The 24,416-nt window shown below is 42.7% G+C and carries 21 protein-coding genes and 2 pseudogenes; 14 read left to right on the top strand and 9 right to left on the bottom strand.

All coding sequences use genetic code 11. The features are described from left to right. Positions 1 to 19: 19 nt before the first annotated feature. The 3 genes from clpP to bolA all read right to left on the bottom strand — a co-directional run bounded on the left by clpP (position 20) and on the right by bolA (position 2,908). Positions 20 to 643: an ATP-dependent Clp endopeptidase proteolytic subunit ClpP gene (clpP, locus tag ABR397_RS14385; RefSeq protein WP_023043761.1), complete on the bottom strand. Its 624-nt coding sequence runs from the start codon at positions 641 to 643 to the stop codon at positions 20 to 22. A gap of 272 nt (positions 644 to 915) precedes the next feature. Next, on the bottom strand, positions 916 to 2,220 hold the full coding sequence (gene tig, locus ABR397_RS14380; protein ID WP_350306333.1) for a trigger factor: 1,305 nt from the start codon (positions 2,218 to 2,220) through the stop codon (positions 916 to 918). Positions 2,221 to 2,596: 376 nt separating this feature from the next. Beyond that, positions 2,597 to 2,908, bottom strand: coding sequence for a transcriptional regulator BolA (gene bolA / locus ABR397_RS14375; protein ID WP_350306332.1), 312 nt, complete (start codon positions 2,906 to 2,908; stop codon positions 2,597 to 2,599). A gap of 250 nt (positions 2,909 to 3,158) precedes the next feature. Between bolA and ABR397_RS14370 the strand changes: the two genes are divergently transcribed. The 9 genes from ABR397_RS14370 to ABR397_RS14330 all read left to right on the top strand — a co-directional run bounded on the left by ABR397_RS14370 (position 3,159) and on the right by ABR397_RS14330 (position 12,906). Beyond that, the gene (locus tag ABR397_RS14370) at positions 3,159 to 3,737 is read left to right on the top strand and encodes a lipoprotein (RefSeq protein WP_350306331.1); all 579 of its coding nucleotides are present in this window, start codon (positions 3,159 to 3,161) and stop codon (positions 3,735 to 3,737) included. 52 nt (positions 3,738 to 3,789) lie between these two features. Further along, entirely contained in the window at positions 3,790 to 5,277 is a 1,488-nt protein-coding gene (gene ampG, locus ABR397_RS14365) for a muropeptide MFS transporter AmpG (RefSeq protein ID WP_350306330.1), read from the top strand. Between the two features lie 233 nt (positions 5,278 to 5,510). Next, entirely contained in the window at positions 5,511 to 6,272 is a 762-nt protein-coding gene (locus tag ABR397_RS14360; protein ID WP_350306329.1) for a nucleoside-specific channel-forming Tsx family protein, read from the top strand. Positions 6,273 to 6,636: 364 nt separating this feature from the next. Beyond that, positions 6,637 to 7,563 (top strand): cytochrome o ubiquinol oxidase subunit II, encoded by a 927-nt coding sequence (gene cyoA / locus ABR397_RS14355; RefSeq protein ID WP_036842426.1) that lies wholly within the window; start codon positions 6,637 to 6,639, stop codon positions 7,561 to 7,563. Positions 7,564 to 7,567: 4 nt separating this feature from the next. After that, positions 7,568 to 9,559 (top strand): cytochrome o ubiquinol oxidase subunit I, encoded by a 1,992-nt coding sequence (gene cyoB, locus ABR397_RS14350; protein WP_350306362.1) that lies wholly within the window; start codon positions 7,568 to 7,570, stop codon positions 9,557 to 9,559. Continuing rightward, the gene (locus ABR397_RS14345; RefSeq protein ID WP_350306328.1) at positions 9,549 to 10,163 is read left to right on the top strand and encodes a cytochrome o ubiquinol oxidase subunit III; all 615 of its coding nucleotides are present in this window, start codon (positions 9,549 to 9,551) and stop codon (positions 10,161 to 10,163) included. Before cyoB ends, ABR397_RS14345 begins: the two co-directional genes overlap by 11 nt. Continuing rightward, the gene (locus ABR397_RS14340; protein WP_350306327.1) at positions 10,163 to 10,495 is read left to right on the top strand and encodes a cytochrome o ubiquinol oxidase subunit IV; all 333 of its coding nucleotides are present in this window, start codon (positions 10,163 to 10,165) and stop codon (positions 10,493 to 10,495) included. The genes ABR397_RS14345 and ABR397_RS14340 overlap by 1 nt, the downstream gene beginning before the upstream one ends. Positions 10,496 to 10,508: 13 nt before the next feature. Next, a complete protein-coding gene (gene cyoE, locus ABR397_RS14335) occupies positions 10,509 to 11,393 on the top strand; it encodes a heme o synthase (RefSeq protein ID WP_350306326.1) in 885 nt (294 codons plus the stop codon). A 154-nt stretch (positions 11,394 to 11,547) separates the two neighbouring features. Then, positions 11,548 to 12,906 (top strand): MFS transporter, encoded by a 1,359-nt coding sequence (locus ABR397_RS14330; RefSeq protein WP_350306325.1) that lies wholly within the window; start codon positions 11,548 to 11,550, stop codon positions 12,904 to 12,906. Positions 12,907 to 13,058: 152 nt separating this feature from the next. On the opposite strand, the gene ABR397_RS14325 is transcribed toward ABR397_RS14330, so the two are convergent. Next, on the bottom strand, positions 13,059 to 13,550 hold the full coding sequence (locus ABR397_RS14325) for a YajQ family cyclic di-GMP-binding protein (RefSeq protein WP_021323478.1): 492 nt from the start codon (positions 13,548 to 13,550) through the stop codon (positions 13,059 to 13,061). 134 nt (positions 13,551 to 13,684) lie between these two features. Here ABR397_RS14325 and panE point away from each other — a divergent pair, with 134 nt between their 5' ends. Further along, on the top strand, positions 13,685 to 14,596 hold the full coding sequence (gene panE, locus ABR397_RS14320; RefSeq protein WP_350306324.1) for a 2-dehydropantoate 2-reductase: 912 nt from the start codon (positions 13,685 to 13,687) through the stop codon (positions 14,594 to 14,596). Between the two features lie 78 nt (positions 14,597 to 14,674). Here panE and thiI read toward each other — a convergent pair whose 3' ends face one another. Continuing rightward, a complete protein-coding gene (thiI, locus tag ABR397_RS14315) occupies positions 14,675 to 16,123 on the bottom strand; it encodes a tRNA uracil 4-sulfurtransferase ThiI (RefSeq protein ID WP_350306323.1) in 1,449 nt (482 codons plus the stop codon). A gap of 197 nt (positions 16,124 to 16,320) precedes the next feature. Between thiI and xseB the strand changes: the two genes are divergently transcribed. The 3 genes from xseB to dxs all read left to right on the top strand — a co-directional run bounded on the left by xseB (position 16,321) and on the right by dxs (position 19,504). Further along, positions 16,321 to 16,599, top strand: a complete 279-nt coding sequence (gene xseB / locus ABR397_RS14310) for an exodeoxyribonuclease VII small subunit (RefSeq protein ID WP_350306322.1) — start codon at positions 16,321 to 16,323, stop codon at positions 16,597 to 16,599. Positions 16,600 to 16,603: 4 nt separating this feature from the next. Further along, complete coding sequence (gene ispA / locus ABR397_RS14305) at positions 16,604 to 17,518, top strand: (2E,6E)-farnesyl diphosphate synthase (protein WP_350306321.1); 915 nt, start codon at positions 16,604 to 16,606, stop codon at positions 17,516 to 17,518. Between the two features lie 120 nt (positions 17,519 to 17,638). After that, positions 17,639 to 19,504, top strand: coding sequence for a 1-deoxy-D-xylulose-5-phosphate synthase (dxs, locus tag ABR397_RS14300; RefSeq protein WP_350306320.1), 1,866 nt, complete (start codon positions 17,639 to 17,641; stop codon positions 19,502 to 19,504). A gap of 730 nt (positions 19,505 to 20,234) precedes the next feature. Here the strand turns inward: dxs and ABR397_RS14295 are convergent. After that, a complete protein-coding gene (locus ABR397_RS14295; protein ID WP_350306319.1) occupies positions 20,235 to 21,458 on the bottom strand; it encodes an MFS transporter in 1,224 nt (407 codons plus the stop codon). 25 nt (positions 21,459 to 21,483) lie between these two features. Beyond that, positions 21,484 to 21,684, bottom strand: a complete 201-nt coding sequence (locus ABR397_RS14290; protein ID WP_350306318.1) for a hypothetical protein — start codon at positions 21,682 to 21,684, stop codon at positions 21,484 to 21,486. 476 nt (positions 21,685 to 22,160) lie between these two features. Here ABR397_RS14290 and ABR397_RS14285 point away from each other — a divergent pair. Further along, positions 22,161 to 22,331, top strand: a pseudogene (locus ABR397_RS14285) (transposase family protein); the annotation flags it as partial. A gap of 220 nt (positions 22,332 to 22,551) precedes the next feature. Here ABR397_RS14285 and ABR397_RS14280 read toward each other — a convergent pair. Together ABR397_RS14280 and ABR397_RS25465 are read right to left on the bottom strand one after the other, a co-directional pair. Further along, positions 22,552 to 23,745 carry an MFS transporter gene (locus tag ABR397_RS14280; RefSeq protein ID WP_350306317.1) on the bottom strand — a complete coding sequence of 398 codons (1,194 nt, stop codon included), beginning with the start codon at positions 23,743 to 23,745 and terminating at the stop codon, positions 22,552 to 22,554. A gap of 566 nt (positions 23,746 to 24,311) precedes the next feature. Beyond that, positions 24,312 to 24,416 (bottom strand): annotated as a pseudogene (locus ABR397_RS25465) (IS982 family transposase); the annotation flags it as partial.

Genomic DNA, 24,416 nt, shown 5'->3' with positions numbered 1-24,416 from the left:
AGCTTCCGGGAATAATAAATTAATCGCGATGGGTGAAAATCTTATCAACCAACCCATACTCTACAGCTTCACTTGCTGACAAGAAACGATCGCGTTCTGTATCTTTCTCAATTTCTTCAAGGGTTTTTCCCGTATGTTTTGCCATCAAGTCATTCATACGCGCTTTAACTTTAAGTATTTCCTGGGCATGGATCTCAATATCCGTAGCCTGCCCTTGGAAACCACCTAATGGTTGATGGATCATGACCCGGGAATTTGGCAGGCAGATACGTTTTCCTTCTGCGCCGGCAGTCAGCAAGAATGCCCCCATTGAACATGCCTGCCCCATACAAATGGTGCTAACATCCGGTTTAATAAACTGCATCGTGTCATAAATGGACATGCCGGCAGTAATCACTCCACCTGGTGAATTAATATATAAGAAAATATCTTTTTCCGGATTTTCTGCCTCAAGGAACAACATTTGGGCCACAATCAGGTTTGCCATATGATCTTCAACCTGACCGGTCAGAAAAATAATACGTTCTTTTAACAGGCGTGAATAGATATCGAACGAACGCTCTCCACGTGCAGTCTGTTCAATTACCATCGGCACCAAAGCCATATGAGGCACATATTGATCCCGCTTGTCGCTATATGACATTTCCGTCTCCTAATAGAATTCATGTTGGTGCCATTCATAACCGATTCTACTTGAGATAAGCGATGATGACCATGATTCAAAAGTTAATCAATCAAAGGAGGATTACCCCTGAAAAATTTTGCAATCATATACATAATGTAAAAAAGGATCTGGGGTTAATCCCACTTTTTTCAAGAAAAATTTTGCCTTTATTCATAAAAAAACCCGCAGATAAATCTGCGGGTTCAGTTTCACAGAGATGATAAATCCGTTATCTCAAGCGAGGCTAAAGCTTACGCCATTTGATTTTGATTCATTAACTCATTGAAAGTTGTTTCTTTTTCGGAAACTTTTGCTTTACCCAGAAGAACTTCAACAGCTTGTTCTTCCAGAGCAATATTACGAACGTTGCTCATCAATTCCTGGTTTTTACCATAGAATTCGATCACTTCCTGAGGATCTTCATAAGCAGAAGCCATTTCCTCAATCAGTCCTTTAACACGCTCTTCGTCAGCTTTCAGTTCATTACTACTGATAACTTCACCTAATAACAGGCCAACAACAACGCGACGTTTAGCTTGTTCTTCAAACAGTTCACGAGGCAATTCCAACGCTTGTTTTTCATTGCCACCAAAACGCTGGGCAGATTGACGGCGCAGAACATCAATTTCTCCATCAACAACAGCGGCCGGAACTTCGATTTCGTTAGATTTAACTAAGCCATCGATAACCTGAGATTTAATACGGCTACGAACTGCATTTTTCAGTTCACGTTCCATATTCTTACGTACTTCTGCACGCAGGCCGCCAACAGTACCATCAGCAATACCGAAACGTTTGATGAATTCTTCAGTTAACTCCGGCAATTCACGCTGTTCCACTTTTTTCAAAGTGATCGCAAACTTAGCTGCTTTACCCTTCAGATTTTCAGCATGATAATCTTCTGGGAAGTTCACATCAATAGTGAACTCTTCACCAGTTTTATGACCAACAATGCCCTCTTCAAAACCTGGGATCATACGACCCTGACCCATAGCCAGAACAAAATCAGAAGCTTTGCCGCCTTCAAACTCTTCGCCATCAACAGAACCATTGAAGTCAACAGTAATACGATCTTCCGCACTAACAGCTGCTTCGGTTTCTTTCCAGTCAGCTTGCTGCTTACGCAATGTTTCCAACATTGCATCAACATCTTCGTCTTTTACTTCAACAACTGGTTTTTCAACTTCAATAGCTTCCAGGTCTTTCAGCTCAACTTCTGGATACACTTCAAATTCTACAGAATAAGTAAAATCTTCGCCGTCTTTGAACTGCTCTGGCGCATAGCTTGGCGCACCCGCTGGATTGATTTTTTGTTCGATGATTGCATTAATAAAATTACGTTGCATCAGATCACCCAGAACATCCTGAATAACAGAAGCACCATAACGTTGTTTAACGATGTTCATAGGCACTTTGCCTTTACGGAAACCATCGATACGAACTTTTTTTGCTACATTGACCAACTCACTGCTAACTGCCTTTTCAACATCGGCAGCAGGAACGATGATTGTCACACGACGCCCAAGGCCTTGAGTGGTTTCAACAGAAACTTGCATCTTTTTACCTCAAAAAAATCATAGTGCTCGGTCAACTCCAGAGACCGTACAACCGGCAGATGTTCTATATGCCAATCGCAACACTCTCTAAGAACCGGGGCGGTCGCATTTAAAAACCGAGAATCCCTGATGTCAGAAGCATCCCGAAACCATTCTAAAAATTAGACGCGACATTATAGCGATGCAGACGGTGTGAGTCGAGAATTGCTAACAAAAGCCCGAGGTATTCATCAATTCCATGCAACAACAATTTCTTAGCTATCAGAATTGAGTTCAAAATGTGTCACATACAAAACACAAAAACGGCCCAAAGGCCGTTAATCGGGTTCATTCTATTTTAATATCGCAATTTCAGGAGAATGTCCCAATTAAGTACTCAGGCCACATTACCCCCCCGACAAGCCGGTGAAGCTAAAACAGTATCCTGCAATTCACTCCACTCTTTTTCGGTATAGGTATGCAACGCCAAAGCATGAACACCTGCGGCCAATTCTGCCGATAATGTACCGTAAACAGAACGATGGCGATTCAGCATACGTTCACCAACAAATTTATTACTGATGATTATAACCTTAAAATGGCTTTCAGAACCTACGGGTACATTATGACGATAACTTTCATCAATAACCTCAAGATATGAGGGATTAAATGCAGCCTGTAATTTCTCTTCTATATCCTGGTACACCATAATCATTCCCCTTAAACTACACAGCAATCGTACTACCAACCATATCAATGATTTTAGTCTATTCTTCATGAGTTATAGCACCAGCGTATTAAAATATCTTTTAATCAAACCCCACATCAAAAGGTTTTTATACACGTTTACCTCATCAGAGATATGCCATGATCAAAGGCAATGCTATTATTGGCGTAGTTTATGCTTATTAAATTGATAAATATTACTGGACATCCTTATCACTGATGAGAAAATCAACATGCTGAAAAGAATATTATTCCCGCTTATAACCCTTTTTCTTCTTGCTGGTTGTGCTGCTCCCAGCAATACCCTGACCATCGAACCTAAAATTACGCTGCCAGCAGCAGACCCAACTATGAGGGCTATTACCATCAGCATCAGTGGTGCCGACAATCGCCAATCTCAGACACTCGCTCAAGTTAACCGCAATGCAAAGCTGGAAATACTGAAACCGTCCCGTGATCTGCGTTTTCTACTCCAGGAAATCCTAGAAAAACAGATGGCTGCCCGTGGTTATATGATTAGCTCTCCAGCCAATGCTAATCTGCAAATTATTGTGAACAACCTGTATGCAGATGTTAAAGAAGGCAGCTTACGCCATAATATTTCAACAAAAGCCGATATTTCCATTATCAGTGCAGCGCAAAACGGAAGTAAACAAGTTAAAAACTATCGCACCAGCTACAATGTGCAAGGCCCTCTCGGAGCAACCAATGAGAAAATTGCTGATGCGGTAAATACTGTACTATCTGAAGTCATCGCAGATATGGCTCAGGATCCTTCCGTTAGTAATTTCATCAAACAAAATGCCCGTTAATTAAGGATTAATTACTTACTCTGTCCGCCAAGGACAGAGTTTTGGGAGGCTCATGTATTATCGTTATCTCACTGTTTTTACTCACCATAACTCACGTATCCTGCTTTTACTTGGCTTTGCTTCTGGTTTACCTCTCGCACTGACTGCCGGCACCCTGCAAGCGTGGATGACCGTTGAAGACGTCGATCTTAAAACTATTGGCTTCTTTTCCCTTGTCGGCCAGGCATATGTTTTCAAATTTCTTTGGTCCCCTTTTATGGACCGCTTTACCCCCTCTTTCCTTGGGCGCCGCCGTGGTTGGCTGCTTGTTACACAGTTATTACTGATAGCCAGTATCACTGCAATGGGTTTTCTCCAGCCATCTCAACATTTATGGTGGCTGGCAGCACTGGCAGTCGCCGTCGCTTTCTGTTCTGCGTCACAAGATATCGTCTTTGATGCTTATAAAGCAGATTTACTCAGTAGCGAAGAACGGGGCGTAGGCGCAGCTGTTTCAGTACTTGGTTACCGGTTGGCAATGTTAGTTTCAGGCGGGTTAGCATTATGGATCGCAGACCGCTATATAGGCTGGCAACACACATACTGGTTGATGGCCGGATTGATGCTGATTGGCATCTATGCAACGTTAAGAGCTAAAGAGCCCAAAATTAACGCACCTCCACCCAAAACACTTCAGCAGGCCGCAATAGAACCATTAGTTGATTTTTTCAATCGTAATAATGCGTGGCTGATACTGCTATTAATTGTCATGTATAAAATAGGCGATGCCTTTGCTGCCAGTCTCAGCACCCCATTTCTTATCCGTGGTATAGGTTTTGATGCTGGTGAAGTCGGTATGATCAACAAAACACTGGGATTAGCCGCAACTATCGTCGGTGCATTATATGGTGGTTATTTGATGCAACGATGGAGTTTATTTCGCTCACTAATGATATTTGGCATTCTTCAGGCCATCTCTAATACTGGATACTGGCTGTTATCCATCACTGATAAAAATATCTACACTATGGGCAGCGCCATTTTTCTAGAAAATATCTGTGGTGGAATGGGAACCGCTGCATTTGTCGCCTTGCTTATGGCTTTATGTCACAAATCATTCTCCGCAACACAGTTTGCTTTATTATCTGCCTTATCGGCTGTTGGACGAGTATATGTCGGCCCGATTGCTGGTTGGTTCGTTGAATTACATGGCTGGTCAAACTTCTATCTGCTTTCTATAGCAGCCTCTGTTCCAGGTTTATTACTGCTATTTATCTGCCGTCAAACTCTGGCTTACACCCAACAAACCAATGATTTTATGCCGCGTACTGAGTTCAGAAATTTCTATCGCCTGGCTCTTGGCTTACTATCATTAGCAAGTATCTTTCTTACATTTTGGTTATTTACCATAATCACCAATGCTCTCAACTGGACTTATGCGCCTAATCTGGCCGAACAATTACTATTGTTAGGAGCACAGTTCGGTATCGCCGGCATCATTTTAGGCAGCATTCTGGATTATCTGGCATTTAAGAAGGAACAAATTGGCTTAACAAAGTGAAAACATTAAATTAACTTATTAAAGATTGACTACGGTCAGCCTGTTTATATCCGGCTAAAAACGAAGTGATAACGATCACATTTTGGATAGTCATTTATCTAAAAGTGCTATTTTTGAGTCATTATTGGATTGTTCAATATTCATATCCGCGTAAAATCAGGCTACCATTTTTAAGGCTTATCTAATAGCTTTAAAATTAAAAACCTCTTTTCATGGATGCGTTAGAGAAATTTATGAGAAAAACCATTCTGGCTACTGCCTTATTTACTACTGTCTCAGTTCCAGCTTATGCGGAATATCAATCGGGCTTTGCTAATATCAGCATGAACTACCTCGACTGGACCAGCCACACCACACATAAATCAGGGCAAACCTCTCATAAAGACGACTTTGCCTATGTGGAACTGGAAGGCGGAACCGAATTTGACTGGGGTGAATTATACGGGTTCTTTGATCTGGAAAATGCTTTCAACAGCAAACATGCTCAACCAGGGGATAACCAAAGATACACCTTTAAAACAACCGGGCGCTTCTATCTGGCTGATACTGGTTTCAATCTCTACGGCCATGTTTACGGGACTTACTCCCTCCCAGGTAAAGCACACGGTGGAAATTTCCATGAGGTAAATACCCTGTATGGTATTGGCTACAACACTGACATCGCCGGTGTCTGGTTCAAACCATTCGTTGCATTACATTATGTTGATCAAACTTTCTACTCTGGTAACAACGGCTATGTTGTCGGCTGGGTGGCAGGTTATGATTTTCAGCTCTGGCAGGAAAAATTCAGTATAACTAACTGGAATGAAATAGAACTTAACCGGAATGAGCGCTATGGCAATGGCGGGCGAGAGGGTGTTAACGGCGCAGTGGCATTGTGGTGGACACCTCATCCATCTTTCACAACCGGCGTTCAATATCGATATGCCGATCATAAATTAGGTGAAGGGTTCTGGCAGGATGGAGTTGTCTACACCATCAAATATAATTTCTAATTACTGATGTTAACTAAGAGCTACTTTTGGGGTAGCTCTCAGTTAGTTTAATTCTTAAATAAAATTGCCGTCATGAAAATCTTTAAAGTAAATTTTTATATTTTTCTTTCCACTGAAAAATATAAAAATATTTCAATATAAATTAATATTTCCATCACATTTCAGTCACACCGCGTTAAGCTGAAATAACCTTTTCAAGCTAGCTCTTGCCGCATCATCCATTTCCATGTGATCCCACTAACATAAAGGGTCAACAACCTATCAACTAACTATTACAAATGTTTACACTCCTGTGGCCTTACCGTAGAATGCCCACACTGATGAAACGACAATAGAGCTTTTGTTATTTGGAGTCGTTAGACTTATGAAATACAATAAAAGTATTGGGATATTGTCATTACTGGCAGCCACTCTTATGTTGAATGGTTGTGATATGGTATTGATGAATCCTAAAGGCGCTATCGGCGCTGAACAAAAAACGCTAATACTCACGGCTATTGGCCTGATGCTTATCATTGTTATTCCGGTAATCATCATGGCATTTACCTTTGCCGTACGTTACCGCGAAGCCAACAAAAACGCTACCTATCGCCCTAACTGGGCACACTCAAATAAAATTGAGCTGGTAGTGTGGACGGTTCCTATCATTATCATTATCATTTTGGCAACTATTACCTGGAAAACAACCCACGAGCTTGACCCATATAAGCCACTGGTCAGCGACGAAAAACCAGTGACTATTGAAGTAATCTCTCTTGATTGGAAATGGCTGTTCGTTTACCCGGAGCAAGGTATCGCTACCGTTAACGAAATTGCCTTCCCTACTGGTGTTCCTGTTAACTTCAAAATCACCTCTGATTCTGTGATGAACTCATTCTTCATCCCACAATTAGGTGGTCAAATCTACGCAATGGCGGGTATGCAGACGAAACTTCACTTAATTGCCAATGAACCGGGCACTTATAAAGGTTTGTCCAGCAGCTACAGCGGGCACGGCTTTTCCGGCATGAAATTTACTGCCACAGCTACTGCGGATCGTGAAGGTTTTGAACAATGGGTCCAAAAAGTAAAAGCCTCTCCCAAAACCCTGGATACCATGCAGGCATTTGATGAGTTAGCCAAACAAAGCCAGAACCATCCGGTTGAATACTTCTCAAGCGTTAAGCCTAACCTGTATCAAGACATTATTGCCAAATTTATGGGCGACATGAATATGCATGGCGGCCACAGTGCAACGACAGGTCATAACATGAATATGAGCGAAATTGCTCATGCCGGAGTTGAGGAATAAAGTAATGTTGGGAAAATTAACACTTGATGCAATCCCATTGCATGAGCCCATTATCATGGTCACTCTTGCAGGGATTCTCTTCGGAGGGCTCGCAGTTGTCGGAGCCCTGACCTATTTCCGTAAATGGAAATGGCTGTGGAGCGAGTGGTTAACCAGCGTTGACCACAAAAAAATCGGTATTATGTACATCATCGTAGCGCTGGTTATGATGCTCCGTGGCTTTGCCGATGCCATCATGATGCGTGGTCAGCAAGCTGTCGCCTCCGCTGGCGAAGCAGGTTTCCTGCCCCCGCATCACTATGACCAGATATTTACCGCCCACGGCGTCATCATGATTTTCTTCATGGCAACACCTTTCGTTGTCGGCCTGATGAACATCGTGGTTCCACTACAGATCGGCGCTCGTGACGTTGCATTTCCATTCCTGAACTCACTGAGTTTCTGGTTCTTCGTCGTTGGTGTTGCGCTAATTAACATCTCGCTGGGTGTGGGTGAATTCGCTCAAACTGGCTGGTTAGCCTACCCTCCACTCTCAGGTATAGAGTATAGCCCTGGCGTTGGGGTCGATTACTGGATATGGAGTCTCCAGATATCCGGTATCGGTACGCTGCTGACAGGTGTTAACTTCTTTGCCACGATCCTGCGGATGCGTGCCCCCGGCATGTCTATGATGAAAATGCCTGTATTCTCTTGGGCAGCACTGTGTACTAACGTACTGATCATCGCAGCATTCCCGATTCTGACGGTTACCATTGCCCTGCTGACTTTCGACCGCTACATGGGCACCCATTTCTTTACCAATGATATGGGCGGCAACATGATGATGTATATCAATCTGATATGGGCCTGGGGTCACCCTGAGGTTTATATTCTGGTACTGCCGGTCTTCGGCGTCTTCTCTGAAGTTACCGCGACGTTCTCAAAAAAACGGCTGTTCGGCTATACTTCTCTGGTATGGGCAACCATTGCCATTACCGTGTTGTCGTTCATCGTATGGCTGCATCACTTCTTTACAATGGGCTCCGGCGCGAACGTTAACGCCTTCTTCGGCATAGCTACCATGATTATCTCGATTCCGACAGGGGTTAAGATCTTCAACTGGCTGTTTACGATGTATCAGGGCCGTATTGAGTATAAAACACCGATGTTGTGGACTGTTGGCTTCATCGTCACCTTCTCGATCGGTGGTATGACTGGGGTTCTGCTGGCGGTTCCGGGTGCAAACTTCGTTCTGCATAACAGTTTGTTCCTGATCGCACACTTCCATAACGTTATCATCGGTGGTGTTGTCTTCGGTTGTTTCGCTGGTACTGCTTACTGGTTCCCGAAAGCATTTGGTTTCACACTAAATGAAAAATGGGGTGTCCGCGCATTCTGGTTCTGGATTATTGGCTTCTTTATCTCCTTTATGCCAGTTTACGCACTCGGCTTCATGGGGATGACCCGTCGTATCAGCCAGGATATCAACCCTGAATTCCATACTCTGCTGGTTGTCTCCGCAATCGGTGTTGCTCTGATTGCCGTTGGCATCCTGTGTCAGGTCATTCAATTCTACGTCAGTATCCGTGACCGTGACCAAAACCGTGACCTGACTGGCGACCCTTGGGGTGGACGTACTCTGGAGTGGGCAACATCTTCTCCACCGCCATTCTATAACTTTGCTGACGTTCCACATGTTCAAACCCGTGATGCATGGTGGGATATGAAAGAAAAAGGCACAGCTTATAAGCGTCCTGCTAAATATGAAGAAATTCATATGCCTAAAAATGCCGGTGCAGGTGTGATTATTGCTGGCTTCAGCTTGCTTTTTGGTTTCGCTATGATTTGGCATATCTGGTGGCTGGCTATCGCAGGCTTCGCCGGCATGATTATCACTTGGATTGCGAAAAGCTTTGATGACGATGTTGATTACTACGTACCCGTTGCTGAAGTTGAGCAAATTGAGAATCAACACCATGAACAAATTAGCAAGGCAGGTCTGAACCATGTCAACTGAAACTATGACTAACCACAATCATGCCCATGAGGATCATGGGCATCACGATGCGGGAGCCACTAAGGTATTCGGTTTCTGGATCTACTTGATGAGCGACTGTATTTTGTTCGCATGTCTATTTGCGACTTATGCAGTGCTGGTTAACGGAACCGCAGGCGGCCCATCTGGTAAAGAAATTTTCGGCCTCTCTTTTGTACTGGTTGAAACTTTCCTGCTGTTATTCAGTAGTATCACTTATGGCTTTGCCATGCTGGGCATGAACAAAGGCAAAATCGGCCAGGTTAACGCCTGGCTCGGTATGACTTTCCTGTTCGGCCTTGGCTTCGTGGCAATGGAACTGTATGAATTCCATCATCTGATTGCAGATGGCTACGGCCCTGACCGCAGTGCGTTCCTGTCTGGATTCTTCGCACTGGTCGCCACTCACGGTATCCACGTTACCTGTGGTCTGGTCTGGATTATCATCATGATAATTCAGGTAACACGCCGCGGCTTAACCGATGTTAATAAAACCCGTCTGAGCTGCCTGAGCTTATTCTGGCACTTCCTTGATGTGGTGTGGATCTGTGTGTTTACCGTTGTTTATCTGTTAGGAGCTATGTAATGAGTCATTCAAATACAGCTCATACTGGAGCTAGCCACGGTAGCCTGAAGTCTTATATTATCGGCTTTGTTCTTTCAGTCATCCTGACAGTGATTCCATTCTGGATGGTAATGGATGGTTCCGCCTCCCATGCCACTATCCTGACAACGGTAGTCGCTCTGGCTGTTGTGCAGATTCTTGTTCATTTTATCTACTTTCTGCACATGAACACTTCGTCAGAAGAGCGTTGGAACTTAGTCGCATTGCTGTTCACTATTTTAATTATCGGTATTGTTGTTGTTGGCTCGCTATGGATCATGTACAACCTCAACATTAATATGATGGTTGATTAAAGAGCTGCATATTATGATTAAGCAATACCTGCAAGTAACTAAACCAGGAATTATTTTCGGCAATTTAATTTCTGTGATCGGTGGTTTTTTACTCGCCTCGAAAGGGGTGATTGATTACCCTTTGTTCATCTCGACTCTGCTCGGCGTCTCATTAGTCGTGGCTTCTGGTTGTGTATTTAACAACTACATTGACCGTGACATCGATCGGATCATGGAAAGAACAAAAAACCGCGTCCTTGTAAAAGGGCTTATTGATCCGAAAATCAGCCTGATTTATGCATCAATACTGGGTATTGTTGGCGTGGTGCTGCTCTATGTAGCAGCCAATGCCTTAGCAATGCAATTAGCGATTATCGGTTTTGTCGTATATGTAGGGGTTTATAGCCTCTACATGAAAAGGAAATCTGTCTATGGCACGTTGATCGGCAGTTTGTCCGGCGCTGCACCTCCGGTTATCGGTTATTGTGCAGTGACTGGTCAGTTTGACACGGGCGCGTTGATCCTGTTACTGATTTTCAGTTTGTGGCAAATGCCGCACTCCTATGCCATTGCTATCTTCCGTTTCAAAGATTATCAGGCAGCGAACATCCCTGTACTACCCGTGATTAAAGGCATCTCTGTGGCGAAAAACCATATTATCCTTTATATCCTGGCATTTATGATTGCAACTCTCATGTTGGCAATCAGCGGTTACGCTGGTTACAAATATCTGATTGTTGCAGCAGCAGTCAGCATCTGGTGGCTGGGAATGGCATTATCCGGTTATAAAACGGCTAATGACCGAGTTTGGGCCCGTAAGTTATTTGTATTTTCCATTGTGGCAATCACTTCCCTGAGCGTCATGATGTCTGTTGACCCAAATGTGTCCTCAGAAACCTTTCTAACTTACGTCCGGTAATTCTCCCTGATGGCAGTGGCATACGCCTCTGCCATCAGTTTCCTTTTCATATCCTCCCCCTCCCCTTATACTTCAATATTATTAATTCAATTAACTATTTACCGCTTATCAGAAACCTATCTACAATGGCACATCTAAATATTTCGAGGTAACCATGAACGATAATAAAATGACGCCACTTGAGCTTCGGGCGACATGGGGCTTAGGTTCAGTTTTTTCTTTGCGTATGCTGGGCATGTTCATGGTCCTTCCTGTCTTAACAACCTATGGCCTTGATCTAAAAGGTTCTACCGAAGCGCTTATCGGCATCGCTATTGGCATTTATGGTTTAACGCAGGCAATTTTCCAGATCCCTTTTGGCCTGCTTTCTGACAAAATTGGCCGTAAGCCCTTAATTATTGGTGGGCTACTACTCTTCGCTATTGGCAGTATCATGGCAGCTCTCAGTGATTCTATCTGGGGCATAATCGTTGGGCGGGCGCTCCAAGGCACCGGGGCTATATCCGCCGCAATTATGGCTCTGCTTTCTGATTTGACCCGCGAACAAAACCGAACTAAGGCAATGGCATTTATTGGCATTAGCTTTGGAGTCACTTTCGCCATAGCAATTGTACTTGGCCCAATTCTTACTCATACCATTGGCTTAAATGGCCTGTTTTGGGGCATTACCGTTCTAGCCGGTTGTGGCATTCTGATAACATTATTTGCTGTTCCTTCCACAGATAAACGCGTTCTTAACCGTGAATCAGACATTGTTCGTCACAGTTTCCATAAAGTTTTATCTGATAGCCAACTGCTAAAACTTAACTTTGGCATTCTAAGTTTGCACGCTTTGCTAATGGCAAGTTTTGTCGCCTTGCCTCTGGTTATGCAACAGGCTGGATTCCCAGCCCAACAGCATTGGAAGGTTTATCTGATCACCATGCTGATTTCATTCTTATCTGTTTTACCTTTCATTATCTACGCAGAAAAAAAGCGCCGCATGAAACAAGTGTTTCTGTTATGTATCACACTGCTATTTATCGCCGAAATTGTATTGTGGTCAGCGGGGCGCCATTTGTGGACAATCTTTGTTGGCATACAAATTTTCTTTATTGCTTTCAATATAATGGAAGCTATTCTGCCATCACTTATCAGCAAAGAAGCGCCAGCGGGTTATAAAGGTACAGCAATGGGAATTTACTCCACCAGCCAGTTTTTAGGTGTAGCGTTAGGTGGTAGCCTTGGTGGCTGGTTATATGAATTAAAGGGAGCATCGCTAGTATTTATGGCAGGTATCGCTCTGACAATTATTTGGTTTATTATCAGCACGACAATGAAACAGCCCCCTTATGTCAGCAGTATCAGAATTTCGCTGCCAGAAAATATAGTAAATAAGACACTGCTGGAACAAAAAATTCTTGTTCAACCCGGTGTTCGCGAAGTTGTTATTGTACCGGAAGAGTGCAGCGCTTACATAAAAGTAGATACTAAGCAGACGAGCAGAGCACAACTTGAGCAATTGCTAGCATAACTTACAGCAACTTTCGCTAATAAAACCCTCTCATTCCGGTTCGATATTGAAGGAAAACTGGGGATGGGATTCCCGCTCAGGAATATCCCACCCCACATTAGGCCAAATATATTAATCCATTAAGCGGAGCTGGTTAGCCAATACGGGAAAAATCAATCCCGGAAATTAGTAAACTGGAATGGCTGCCCTAATTCTGCTCCACGGACTAATGCCATAACACTCTGCAAATCATCACGCGCTTTACCGGTTACCCGCACCTGCTCACCCTGAATCTGAGCCTGCACTTTCAATTTACTATCCTTAATCAGCTTCACGATCTTTTTCGCTGTAGGGGTATCAATCCCCTGTTTCAGAGTCGCCTCAACGCTATAAGTTTTACCACTGTGCAGCATATCATCAGGGATATTTAGTGCAGCTCCATCAATACCACGCTTAGCCAGTTTTTCACGAATAATATCAACCAACTGATTTACCTGAAAATCTGACTCACTGGCAATCTTGATAGATTCACTTTTTTCATTTAATTCAAAACTGGCGCTGACATTACGGAAATCCCAGCGTGTAGCAAGCTCACGCTGCGCGTTTTCTACCGCATTGCGAACTTCATGTATATCAATTTCTGAGACAATATCGAAAGATGGCATTATCCGTGACCTCCTGATAATCAATAAGTTGGCATGATAACCGCTTTCCATTGTCAGCAAAAGCTCTATACTCAGATTCGTGGGATCTTACTATTCCCATTCAAGATTACAGCGTCTTGCAACGAGGGTATATTATGAAGATAACCGTTCTTGGCTGTGGCGCTATAGGAAAACTGTGGCTGGCAGCATTATCACAACAAAAACACCAGGTACAAGGTTGGCTAAGAATCCCCCAGTCTGATTTACCTGTTCATATTGACGAAATTAATGGGGAAGCATTTAACCAACGGATCCCAACTAATGACAATGACCATCTTGCCAATAGCGAATTACTGATTGTCTGCCTGAAAGCCTGGCAAGTATCTGATGCGGTTAATAATCTACTCCCCAAACTTTCATCTGATTGCCCAATCTTATTACTACACAATGGCATGGGCTCTCAGGAAGAATTGCTATCTGCGCCTAATCCAATACTCCTTGGCGTCACGACTCACGGCGCATATCAGAATGACCACCAGGTTTATCATACGGCTTCTGGACTAACACATATTGGCTCTGCAACATCAAATGCCGCTGAACTCAGCTCTCTGGCTGATATTCTGCATCAGGCTTTACCGGACGTTGCATGGCATAATGAAATTCTCTCTATTAGTTGGCTAAAACTCGCGGCTAACTGTGTCATAAACCCACTTACTGTAATTTATGAATGCCGGAATGGAGATTTGCTTCACTACCCGGAACAATTAAATGTTTTGTGTGAAGAAATCATTCAGGTTATAGAACGAGAAAACATACATACTTCCATCGACAGCTTAACTGCCTATATCTATGATGTTATTGAGCGCACAGCAAAAAACTACTCTTCAATGTTGCAAGATATCCGCGCCAAACGTCACACTGAAATTGACTATATCACTGGATATTTATTGCGCCGGGCCCGTGCTCATGGCCTGTCTGCTCCTGAGAATACCCGTATATATAACCTGATAAAATGTAAGGAAGATGATTATGAACCATTCAGAATTCATCTGCCTGGCTCATGGTAGTGAAAAAGCAGACAAAAGCGCCCTGCTTAAGATTAAATCATTGAGGCTCCCCTGATGGGAAGCCTCTAAATATCGTAATTAAGGCCGATAAACTTTCACATTATCAAACCCCTGCTCACACAGATAAAGCGCCTGTAAACGGCTCATCACTCCGCGCTCACAATAGAGCAGATAAGTTTTCTCTTTAGGTAAATCACCAAACTGACTGCTTAATTTATAGAACGGCAATGATTTGATTTCTACGCCATTCATCTGCAATGGGCGATCATCTTGTTCATCGGGTGAGCGAATATCCAGTAATACATCTGTTGAAGCAAATTCAGTGACTGTTTCAACTTCAACGACTCGCTCACTGCTTTGTTCTGCAATCTGACGGATATCAATATTTTGAGCTTCACTGATAACCTTTTCCAGAATATCAAAATCGAAATTAGCCTCTTCTGCTTCAATTTTGGCTTTAACCGCTTTTACAGTCGGACTTTTAGAAATAACCCCACAAAATTCAGGCATCGTACGGGCAAAATCCTCAGTGCCAATTTCGCGTGCCAGTTTAATAATGTGCTCTTTATCATGAGAAATCAGCGGCCGCAGAATCAAAGTATCCGATGCATTATCAATCAAACGCAGATTAGTCAGCGTCTGGCTGGAAACCTGTCCCAACGCCTCACCGGTAACAATGGCCTGCACGCCATAGCGTTCTGCAACTTTAGATGCCGCTCTTACCATCATCCGTTTAAGCACCACACCCATTTGGCCGTCATCAACTTTTTCCAGAATTTCAGCAACAACAGGTTCAAAATCCACAGCAACGAAACGGACTTTATGGGAACTGCCAAAGCGGCTCCAAAGATAATGAGCGACCTGCTTCACACCAATTTCATGAGCAGAGCCACCAAGATTAAAGAAACAATAATGAACACGGCAGCCACGGCGCATCAACATATAGCTAGAAACACCAGAATCAAAACCGCCGGAAATCAGAGACAGCACATCTTCCTGCGTTCCGATAGGAAAACCGCCAATACCTTCATAACGAGCTTTCACCAGAATCAGTGTATCCTGCTCAATTTCCAGATTAACGGTAACATCAGGATGAGTCAGTTTTACTTTCGCAGATTCAATGTGCTGGTTTAAACCACCACCGACATAGCGTTCTACTTCATTAGAAGTAAACGCATGTTTACCACGACGTTTAACCCGTACACAAAATGTTTTGTTATGGAGCGATTCACCATAAGCCTCATAAGCTTGTTCAAAGATATGATGCATATCACGAAATTCACGCTCTTCTACTTGCAGAATATGGTGAATACCGGGAATACGTGTCAACGAATCACAAATTTGAGCGCCAAGGTTTTCATCTTTCGTACGAACTTCGATATTATCCCAATGGCGAACTACCGCAATATTATCGCCCAATGCTTTGAGCACATTGCGAATATTACTGGCGAGAATTTTAATAAAGCGCAAACGGACAGTTTGGCTCTTAATCGTGATTTCCGGGAATAATTTAATAATAAACTTCATAGTGAGTTATAGTAGTCGTTAGGAGTTTTGATAAATGAAACTGACATCATGTTCTGGTAGTCAAATCAGGCTGCGGAGTATAGCACTATCTCACGACATAGCGCGCAAAAAATACAAAACCAGTTAAGGATTTGTTTGCACCAGCATAATAGGATAGTCTGCAACCCTCAGGCGAACTCTAAATAGTAAAAAAGATTATGCCAAAGAAAAACGCAATATCAGAAAACCCGGATAGTACACCAGAAACCACACCAACAATGACATTTGAAAGCTCATTAAAAGAGTTGGAGCGCATTGTCGTCCGTCTTGAATCGGGTGAACTGGCACTGGAAGAAGCCTTGAATGAGTTTGAGCGTGGTATTCAGTTAGCCCGTCAAGGGCAACAGACTCTGCAACAAGCAGAACAGCGGGTGCAAATTCTTCTTAACGATGACGCCCAATCTCCGCTGAATAACTTCTCCCCGGATACTGAGTAAATCTATGACTGAACAAAACCCAATTCAATTCAAAGAACAACTTAAGACCTGTCAACAACGCGTCAATAACGTCCTGACAACCACATTATCTTCATTGGCATTTGCCAATCCACTGGTTCCGGCAATGCAATATGGCGCTTTACTTGGTGGCAAACGTCTGCGTCCATTTTTAGTTTATGCCACAGGTAACATGTTTGGATTATCTGCCAATAATCTGGATGCGCCAGCCGCAGCAGTCGAATGCATTCATGCTTTTTCATTAATTCATGACGACTTACCCGCAATGGATAACGATGATTTACGCCGTGGGCAACCCACTTGCCATATCAAATTTGGTGAAGCTCACGCTATTTTAGCGGGAGATGCATTACAATCTCTGGCATTTGAAATCTTATCTAAAAGAGAAATGCCAGATGTGACAACAGCTGATCGCCTTGAAATGATTTCTGAGCTGGCAACAGCCAGTGGTATCGCCGGTATGTGTGGCGGTCAGGCTCTGGACTTAGAAGCTGAAGGCAAACAGATTGATCTTCATGCGCTGGAAAAAATTCATCGCCACAAAACGGGTACTCTAATCCGTTGCGCTGTCAGAATGGGAGCCTACGGCGTGGGCAAGAATGGACATGATGCCTTACCTGAATTGGATCAATATGCCCAAGCTATTGGCCTCGCTTTCCAGGTTCATGACGATATTCTTGATGTCATTGGCGATACCGAAATGATTGGGAAGCGTCAGGGCAGTGACCAACAATTAAGAAAAAGTACCTACCCGGCATTGCTGGGGTTAGAACAAGCACAGAAAAAAGCGCACGAGCTGTATCAAGAAGCGCTAGAATCATTGAATAAACTGGAAGAAAAATCCTATAACACAACAATGCTACGTGCACTTGCCAGCTTTATCATTGAGCGTAACAACTAATTGCCTATCCTAATAGGCGTTATTGTTACATAAAATAGCCTAATGGGATGGGCTCTAAGGTCTGTTGGTAAATTTTACCTCCAACAGCTCTATTAATAAACACTTCTTAACGAGCATCAAATGAGCATTGATATAGCCAAATACCCAACATTGGCATTAGCGGAAAATCCTGAAGAACTTCGTATGTTGCCAAAAGAGAGCCTGCCGAAGTTATGTGATGAACTTCGGCAATTCTTGCTAAACAGTGTCAGTCGCTCCAGTGGTCATTTTGCGTCCGGTCTTGGTACCGTTGAGCTGACTGTAGCATTGCATTATGTCTATAAAACGCCTTTCGATAAACTAGTATGGGATGTTGGTCATCAGGCTTATCCGCACAAGATCCTGACAGGACGCCGGGATCGTATTGATACTATTCGTCAGAAAAATGGACTTCATGCCTTCCCTTGGCGAGATGAAAGTGAATACGACACCTTGTGTGTCGGGCACTCATCTACCTCTATAAGCGCAGGATTAGGTATGGCAATTGCCGCTCAACGCGAAGGCAAAGGCCGCCGTACAGTCTGTGTTATTGGTGACGGTGCGATAACGGCGGGTATGGCCTTTGAAGCGATGAACCACGCGGGGGATATCGACCCGGATATGCTGGTCATTCTTAATGATAACGAAATGTCTATCTCAGAGAACGTCGGAGCGTTAAATAACCATCTGGCTCAACTTCTTTCCGGTAAGCTTTATACTACACTGCGAGAAGGTGGAAAAAAGGTCTTTTCTAACCTACCACCCATTAAAGAATTACTGAAAAAAACCGAAGAACACATCAAAGGGATGGTCATTCCCGGTACAATGTTTGAAGAATTGGGCTTTAACTACATAGGACCGATTGACGGACATGATGTGCTGACGTTAACTCAGACGCTGAAAAACATGCGCGAGCTGAAAGGGCCGCAACTCCTGCATATCATGACCAAAAAAGGCCGTGGCTATGCGCCAGCCGAAAAAGATCCCATCAGTTGGCATGCGGTGCCTAAATTTGATCCGGCTAGCGGTACATTACCCAAGAGTTCAGACAACCGCCCGACATTCTCCAAAATATTTGGAGACTGGCTATGTGAAGAAGCCGCTAACGATAAGAAACTGATGGCGATCACTCCGGCTATGCGTGAAGGCTCCGGTATGGTGCGATTCTCCCGCGAATATCCAGATCAATACTTTGATGTCGCTATTGCAGAACAACATGCCGTGACTTTTGCGGCGGGTTTAGCAATTGGTGATTACAAGCCGATTGTCGCTATCTACTCAACATTCCTGCAACGTGCTTATGACCAGCTTATTCATGATGTCGCAATCCAGAATCTGCCCGTACTGTTTGCAATAGATCGCGGTGGCATCGTTGGCGCAGATGGTCAGACACATCAAGGAGCCTTTGATCTCTCATTCCTTCGTTGCATTCCCAACATGGTGATTATGGCGCCGAGTGATGAGAACGAATGCCGCCAAATGCTGCATACCGGTTATCATTACCAGCAAGGTCCGGTAGCTGTACGCTATCCGCGAGGAGCAGGAACTGGCGCAGAATGTCAACCATTTGAACAGTTGCCCATTGGTAAGGGTGTTATTCGCCGTCAGGGTAAGAAAGTAGCAATTCTGAACTTTGGCACTCTGTTACCCGATGCAATAACAGCAGCAGAATCACTGGACGCGACTGTCGTTGATATGCGTTTTGTTAAGCCACTGGATAAAGAGCTGGTTCTGAAAATGGCCGGCAGCCATGATTTACTGGTCACTTTGGAAGAAAACGCGGTGATGGGCGGTGCCGGCAGTGGTGTCAATGAACTGCTGATGCAGGAAGGTCAGCTTGTGCAAATTCTAAATATCGGCCTACCTGACCAATTTGCGCCACAAGGCAGCCAGGAAGAAATCAGAGCTGATTTAGGGCTTGATGCCGCAGGTATTCAAAATAGTATCAATAAAAGGTTATTTTCCTGAGTGTATAGGGATAATAGGATAAATATCCTATTATCCCCAGATTACTGACTTTTAGCGTTTCGATTATCACTGTTGAGTTTTCCTTGAAAGAGAAAACATCAGGAAAAAAATCATCCGAAAAAAACTGATATTTATTGTATTTTCTCAATATTATTTTACGAAGAAACCATAAAAAACAATGCAATGGAAAAGGGATAAAACGGTTAATTTGGCAGTATTTAAGCTTTGAAAAAAGAGAGGATTATCCGAAAAAGCATAGAAGGATATTTTTATATCATCAAAGATAAAATCGGATATGATTAACATTAGTTAAACGTAGAATACGGCATCCCATGATGATTAAATTTAATAAAAATCAGACATTAAAAGTAGTGAAAACAACGATTAAAACTTTATACCGATTAAACCCTAGAGCTAAAATAGTGACTTTTAATAAAAATTTAAAGCCTGCCCATAACAAAACTATCAGTGGAAAATGAGAAAAAGAATTGGCTTTATTAATGCTTATATACCCCGTAAAAGAGGCAAATAAGAATATAAAATAGGTTAGCAAGATAATATATTTAAAAAATCAACCGATTTTAACAACTTTTTCAACTGTAGATTAAATTTTTTATCAACCAGTTAAATGATAATTTATAAAAAATCCACAAATAAATGATTTAATCAAATACGAGCTGGATTATTTTTATCGTTATTATGTTGCATTTATTATGCAACACCGCGATATTTATCTAAAAATATTCTCTACTATCTTTTTAAAAACACTAACTGTTTTTATCCAATGACAATAAAGATATAAAAATAAAAATGACACTAAACCCAAAATACTTGATATAAAGAATAGTGTCTTAGCACCTGCAATACTGAGTATATATGCACCAGCTAAAGGAGCAATAAGTATACTTATATTTTGTATCGATTGTAATCGCACAGAAGCGATACCCGAAAATTGGGAGTAATTTAAGCTAACAAAAACATTACTAGCTATGGCAAAGCGAGCACTAAAAATTCCAACACTAAAGAAAACTAATAGTAATATGTAAAGTGAGAAACTTTGTGGCAGATTTAAAGTAATACCGATTAATCCAAAACCTACGGCAGTACTTGCACCAGGTATCATTAACTCAGATAGCTTTCCTGTAATTGGGTACTTTATACTAAACTTGGCAGTCATTATTCCCGATAAGATATTTCCAGCAGCAGAACAAGACATCAACATCCCTAATGCTGCTTTATCAAATTGCAGATACATAAGTATAATAGCCATTTGATTATTCAACATAAAAACAAAGAAAAAATAAGTTGCAACGCACCAGAGTAAAGGCAGCATGGTGTTAGGCTTATTTTTTAAAAAATTTCCTTCTGGAAGAATTTTTTCTGCATTTTTTTTGTCAATACTTATTTCACTGTTTTTATGATGTAATAAGAAAGATAATAGTGATATAGAAGTAAAACCAATCGAAACTAATAAAATAGCTCTTTCGCCTATAACTGAGCTTGATACAGCCCCTAATATAGGAACTATCAATTTCGAAATATTATTGATCATATTCATGAGTGAATAAAATTTTGTTGAGTTTTCTCCTTTTAACATTTGGATACTCAGTACATTGATAGCTGGTTGCATAACACTGTTAAATACTGAACGCAAAGCTACGAATATAATAAAAATCTCTATTGATTGGGATAAAATTATCCCAACCGTTGCTCCTATTCTTAAGAGTAAAGATAGTATCAAAATCAATATAACTGATCCTGACTCCAACAACTGTCCAAGATTTTTTGTAAGAATGATCCCCGGAAGTAAACTTAAGGCACTGATTACCGCCATTTCATATGGAGATGCATTGAATTGGTAAGCAGATAAAGTTAGAATTGTAATAAAATCAATCCATGAACCTAATGAAGATGTGCAATACCCGAAAAGAATATTTTTAAGCTTTATATTCATAAAGAACACTTGTGTAATTATTTAGTTAATCTCTTGAAGTGGAATTTGATGCGAGACCTGTTTTATATAGAATATTCATAATTTCTGATGCAGATTCATCATCAAATTCTTTAAGAATACTGTCCCTATTTATTTCTCCGTATTCAAAAATACCCTTTATTATATTTTCAAGCTCAATGGGCATGCTTAATAAGCCAGCGTTAAAAGTATTTTCTTCTATCGTCACTGTCCGATTCAAAATAAGTGGTAGCTTAATATTAAGGCAATCTCCTTTTTTCTGTAAACAGAATACACCTCGATCAAATATTAGTCTATTTATTTTTTCTGACTCTTTGATAGAAGATAATGGTAGTAATCTTTGTAGTGATAATATCTGGCGGATTCGACTAATAAGTGCAATTTTTCAGAAAGGCGGTCAGTTGCTATAGTAGGCATCTTTCCCACTACAGGAGAAATGTAATGAACGCATCCCAACTTTTAACAATGGCGAAGATTTAGGCGGGTGAGTGTGGTTCCTCGTAGATTTCCGGCATCACTGTGCCTAATACGGGATGCATAAAGCTCCCTGCTAACTCAGGGCCGGATCTCACATTTTTAATATGGTTATTATAGGTAAAACCAGAGCGGGAACTGACTTTTTTTGGAATTTTTCATCATTAAAACGATCTGAGCATCATCTTTCATAAAAAAGTAATTTTGACGATGACTATTTTTAACTATATCAATGAGATACTTGATCACCATGCTGACATCAACAAAAAATATGAACCGATGGATGTCATTTTTTTGGTCTTTGCCGCTGTTCTCAGTGGCGCTTCTGGCTGGAAATCCATTCAGGGGTTTGAGGAGTTGCAATTTAAATGGCTTCAACAGCGCGGGAAGCTAGCTCGTTGACTTGCTGAGGTCTTTTTCAATGTCATAAATTAAATCATCAGCATTGTTAAAACGCGCATTCATTGCGCTTTTCGCCTCATTCATAGCCTCAACAGTAACTCTGCTAGGGGTTTTTTAATCTCAGGCGGGCAACGTTCCTATTGCTGGCGCCTATCCAATGAGCGTCTGCCGAATGCATTATCAAGATGCCTACCGACCGTTAACATGCTTTATTTGGTGCCGTCAGCCTGTCCTTAATACGACAAAACCAGCGCCCTCCCAATAACGCCATGACAAGTTCAAGAGAAGCTATTACGGCCAAAACGAAAATAAACAAGGCCTTGCCTGCGCCAACTAATATCCATCCACCTATCGCCGGAAATCCAAATATACCTACAAAATAGGCGACAACGAACCAGGTGAGGGCCGCATGACGATTCTCAAGAGCAGAATCGTTTATTGCCCATGTTTGAATGACGGGATACACCAATCCATACCCTATCCCCGTTAACATGGCCGCCGTAATCTGGAACACGGGATGAACCGGTATGCCTAGCAGAGCCAAAATACCCACGATTAAGAATAACATCAGCACAGTGACTAACGGGATACGGGGCATCGTCGATAAACGTCGGGCCAACAAAAGCCGCGACACAACCACGGTCGCTGCATGTACAGCGAAGAATGTACTTGCACTTGCCCGAGTCCCTTCGACGAGTGAGCTCTGGAACGACATCATTCCGGAGAATACACAGCCTCCCAGCCCCACCATCACAATGGGACGGATCGCGCTACTTGTGGCGATCTTCGTTATTTTTTTCACCCAGGGTCTCAGTGATAATTCCCGTTGACCATGCGGCTCCTTGATACCAAAGGTCGCCAGAAGCAGTGAGGCGAGGGTGCCCGCGACGCCAACAAAGAGAAACGTTGTTTGGATAGACACTCCCGCCTGTTCAACCGCTACGGTAAGGAGGATAGGACTGCCGCAAATCCCAGCCATTTGAAACGCACTGAAGCGGGTAAACCAGTGGCCCCTGTCAGCGTCGGTGACACGCTCCGACAACGCCATGGGCCCACTGATATAGAACATCCCCCAACCGAGTCCAATCAAGAACGCCGCGATACGCGGAATATAGCCCAGTTCACCGCTGAAGCCGCCTAAAAGAAGATAACCACAAGACATCGCCAACGCCGCAAGGGCTGCAAGGCGGGATGCTTCCAGCTGCCCGGCAAACCATCCGACCAAAGGAACACCAATCAAGGTACCGACCAAGGCCACGCTGAGGGTCGTCCCAGTGTCAATATCACTCCCTCCTTGTGACCGAAAATACGCGGAAATAAGGAAGGTGGCGCCATATCCTCCCGCAGTGAACAGGGTTCCGAACAGGAGAAAAAGTGCCGACATTGTTCGCATGAATCAAACTCCATCTTAAATTATTCTTCATTAGTATTGGGTACAGAATGACTTTGACGCCATCGACCTCAGTTTATTCACCGCTTTTTCCAGACGGAGACAAACATACCGTATCTCGTCTTCAGTGTTAAATCTGCCCAATCCGAAGCGCACCCTGGCTTGAGCTTGTTCATCGCTGACCCCTATCGCCTTCAGTACATGTGAAGGCACTCTGTTAATGGATGTACATGCAGGCCCAGAGGACAATGAGTATGCCTGATTATCAGGCAAGGGTATAATTAGCAGCTTAAAGATTAACTTGTCTTCTATATCAAAAAATAGATCTTCATCTTAATTTAAACTGATTGACGACGTTTTTTCTTTTTAGCCTTGCAGCCAGGTGGTTGAGCCCCAGCCAGATGAGATAACCTTTCTGATTCGTCATGCATGTTGTACTTAGTTCACAACGTAACCGCCCGTACAGAAGCGATATAGCCCCCGACAGAGGCAGATCTGACCAACAGGTAATCAAAATGAGGTGATTGACTACTAGTCAACCAATGGTGGGTTAGAATCCCTATTTAACCTCAGCTTCGTTTAAAAATAGCTATATCACAATCCCGTAAATTCAAGCTCGGTTTTTTAGGTTGGAATGTATAAGCAATTAGGCCAGCGACGATTTCCAATAAAAA

This window comes from Photorhabdus viridis (assembly GCF_040256935.1).
Classification (GTDB): Bacteria; Pseudomonadota; Gammaproteobacteria; order Enterobacterales; family Enterobacteriaceae; genus Photorhabdus; species Photorhabdus viridis.
The sequence above is the reverse complement of the archived record's forward strand: the minus strand, read 5'-3'. Positions and strand labels throughout refer to the sequence as shown.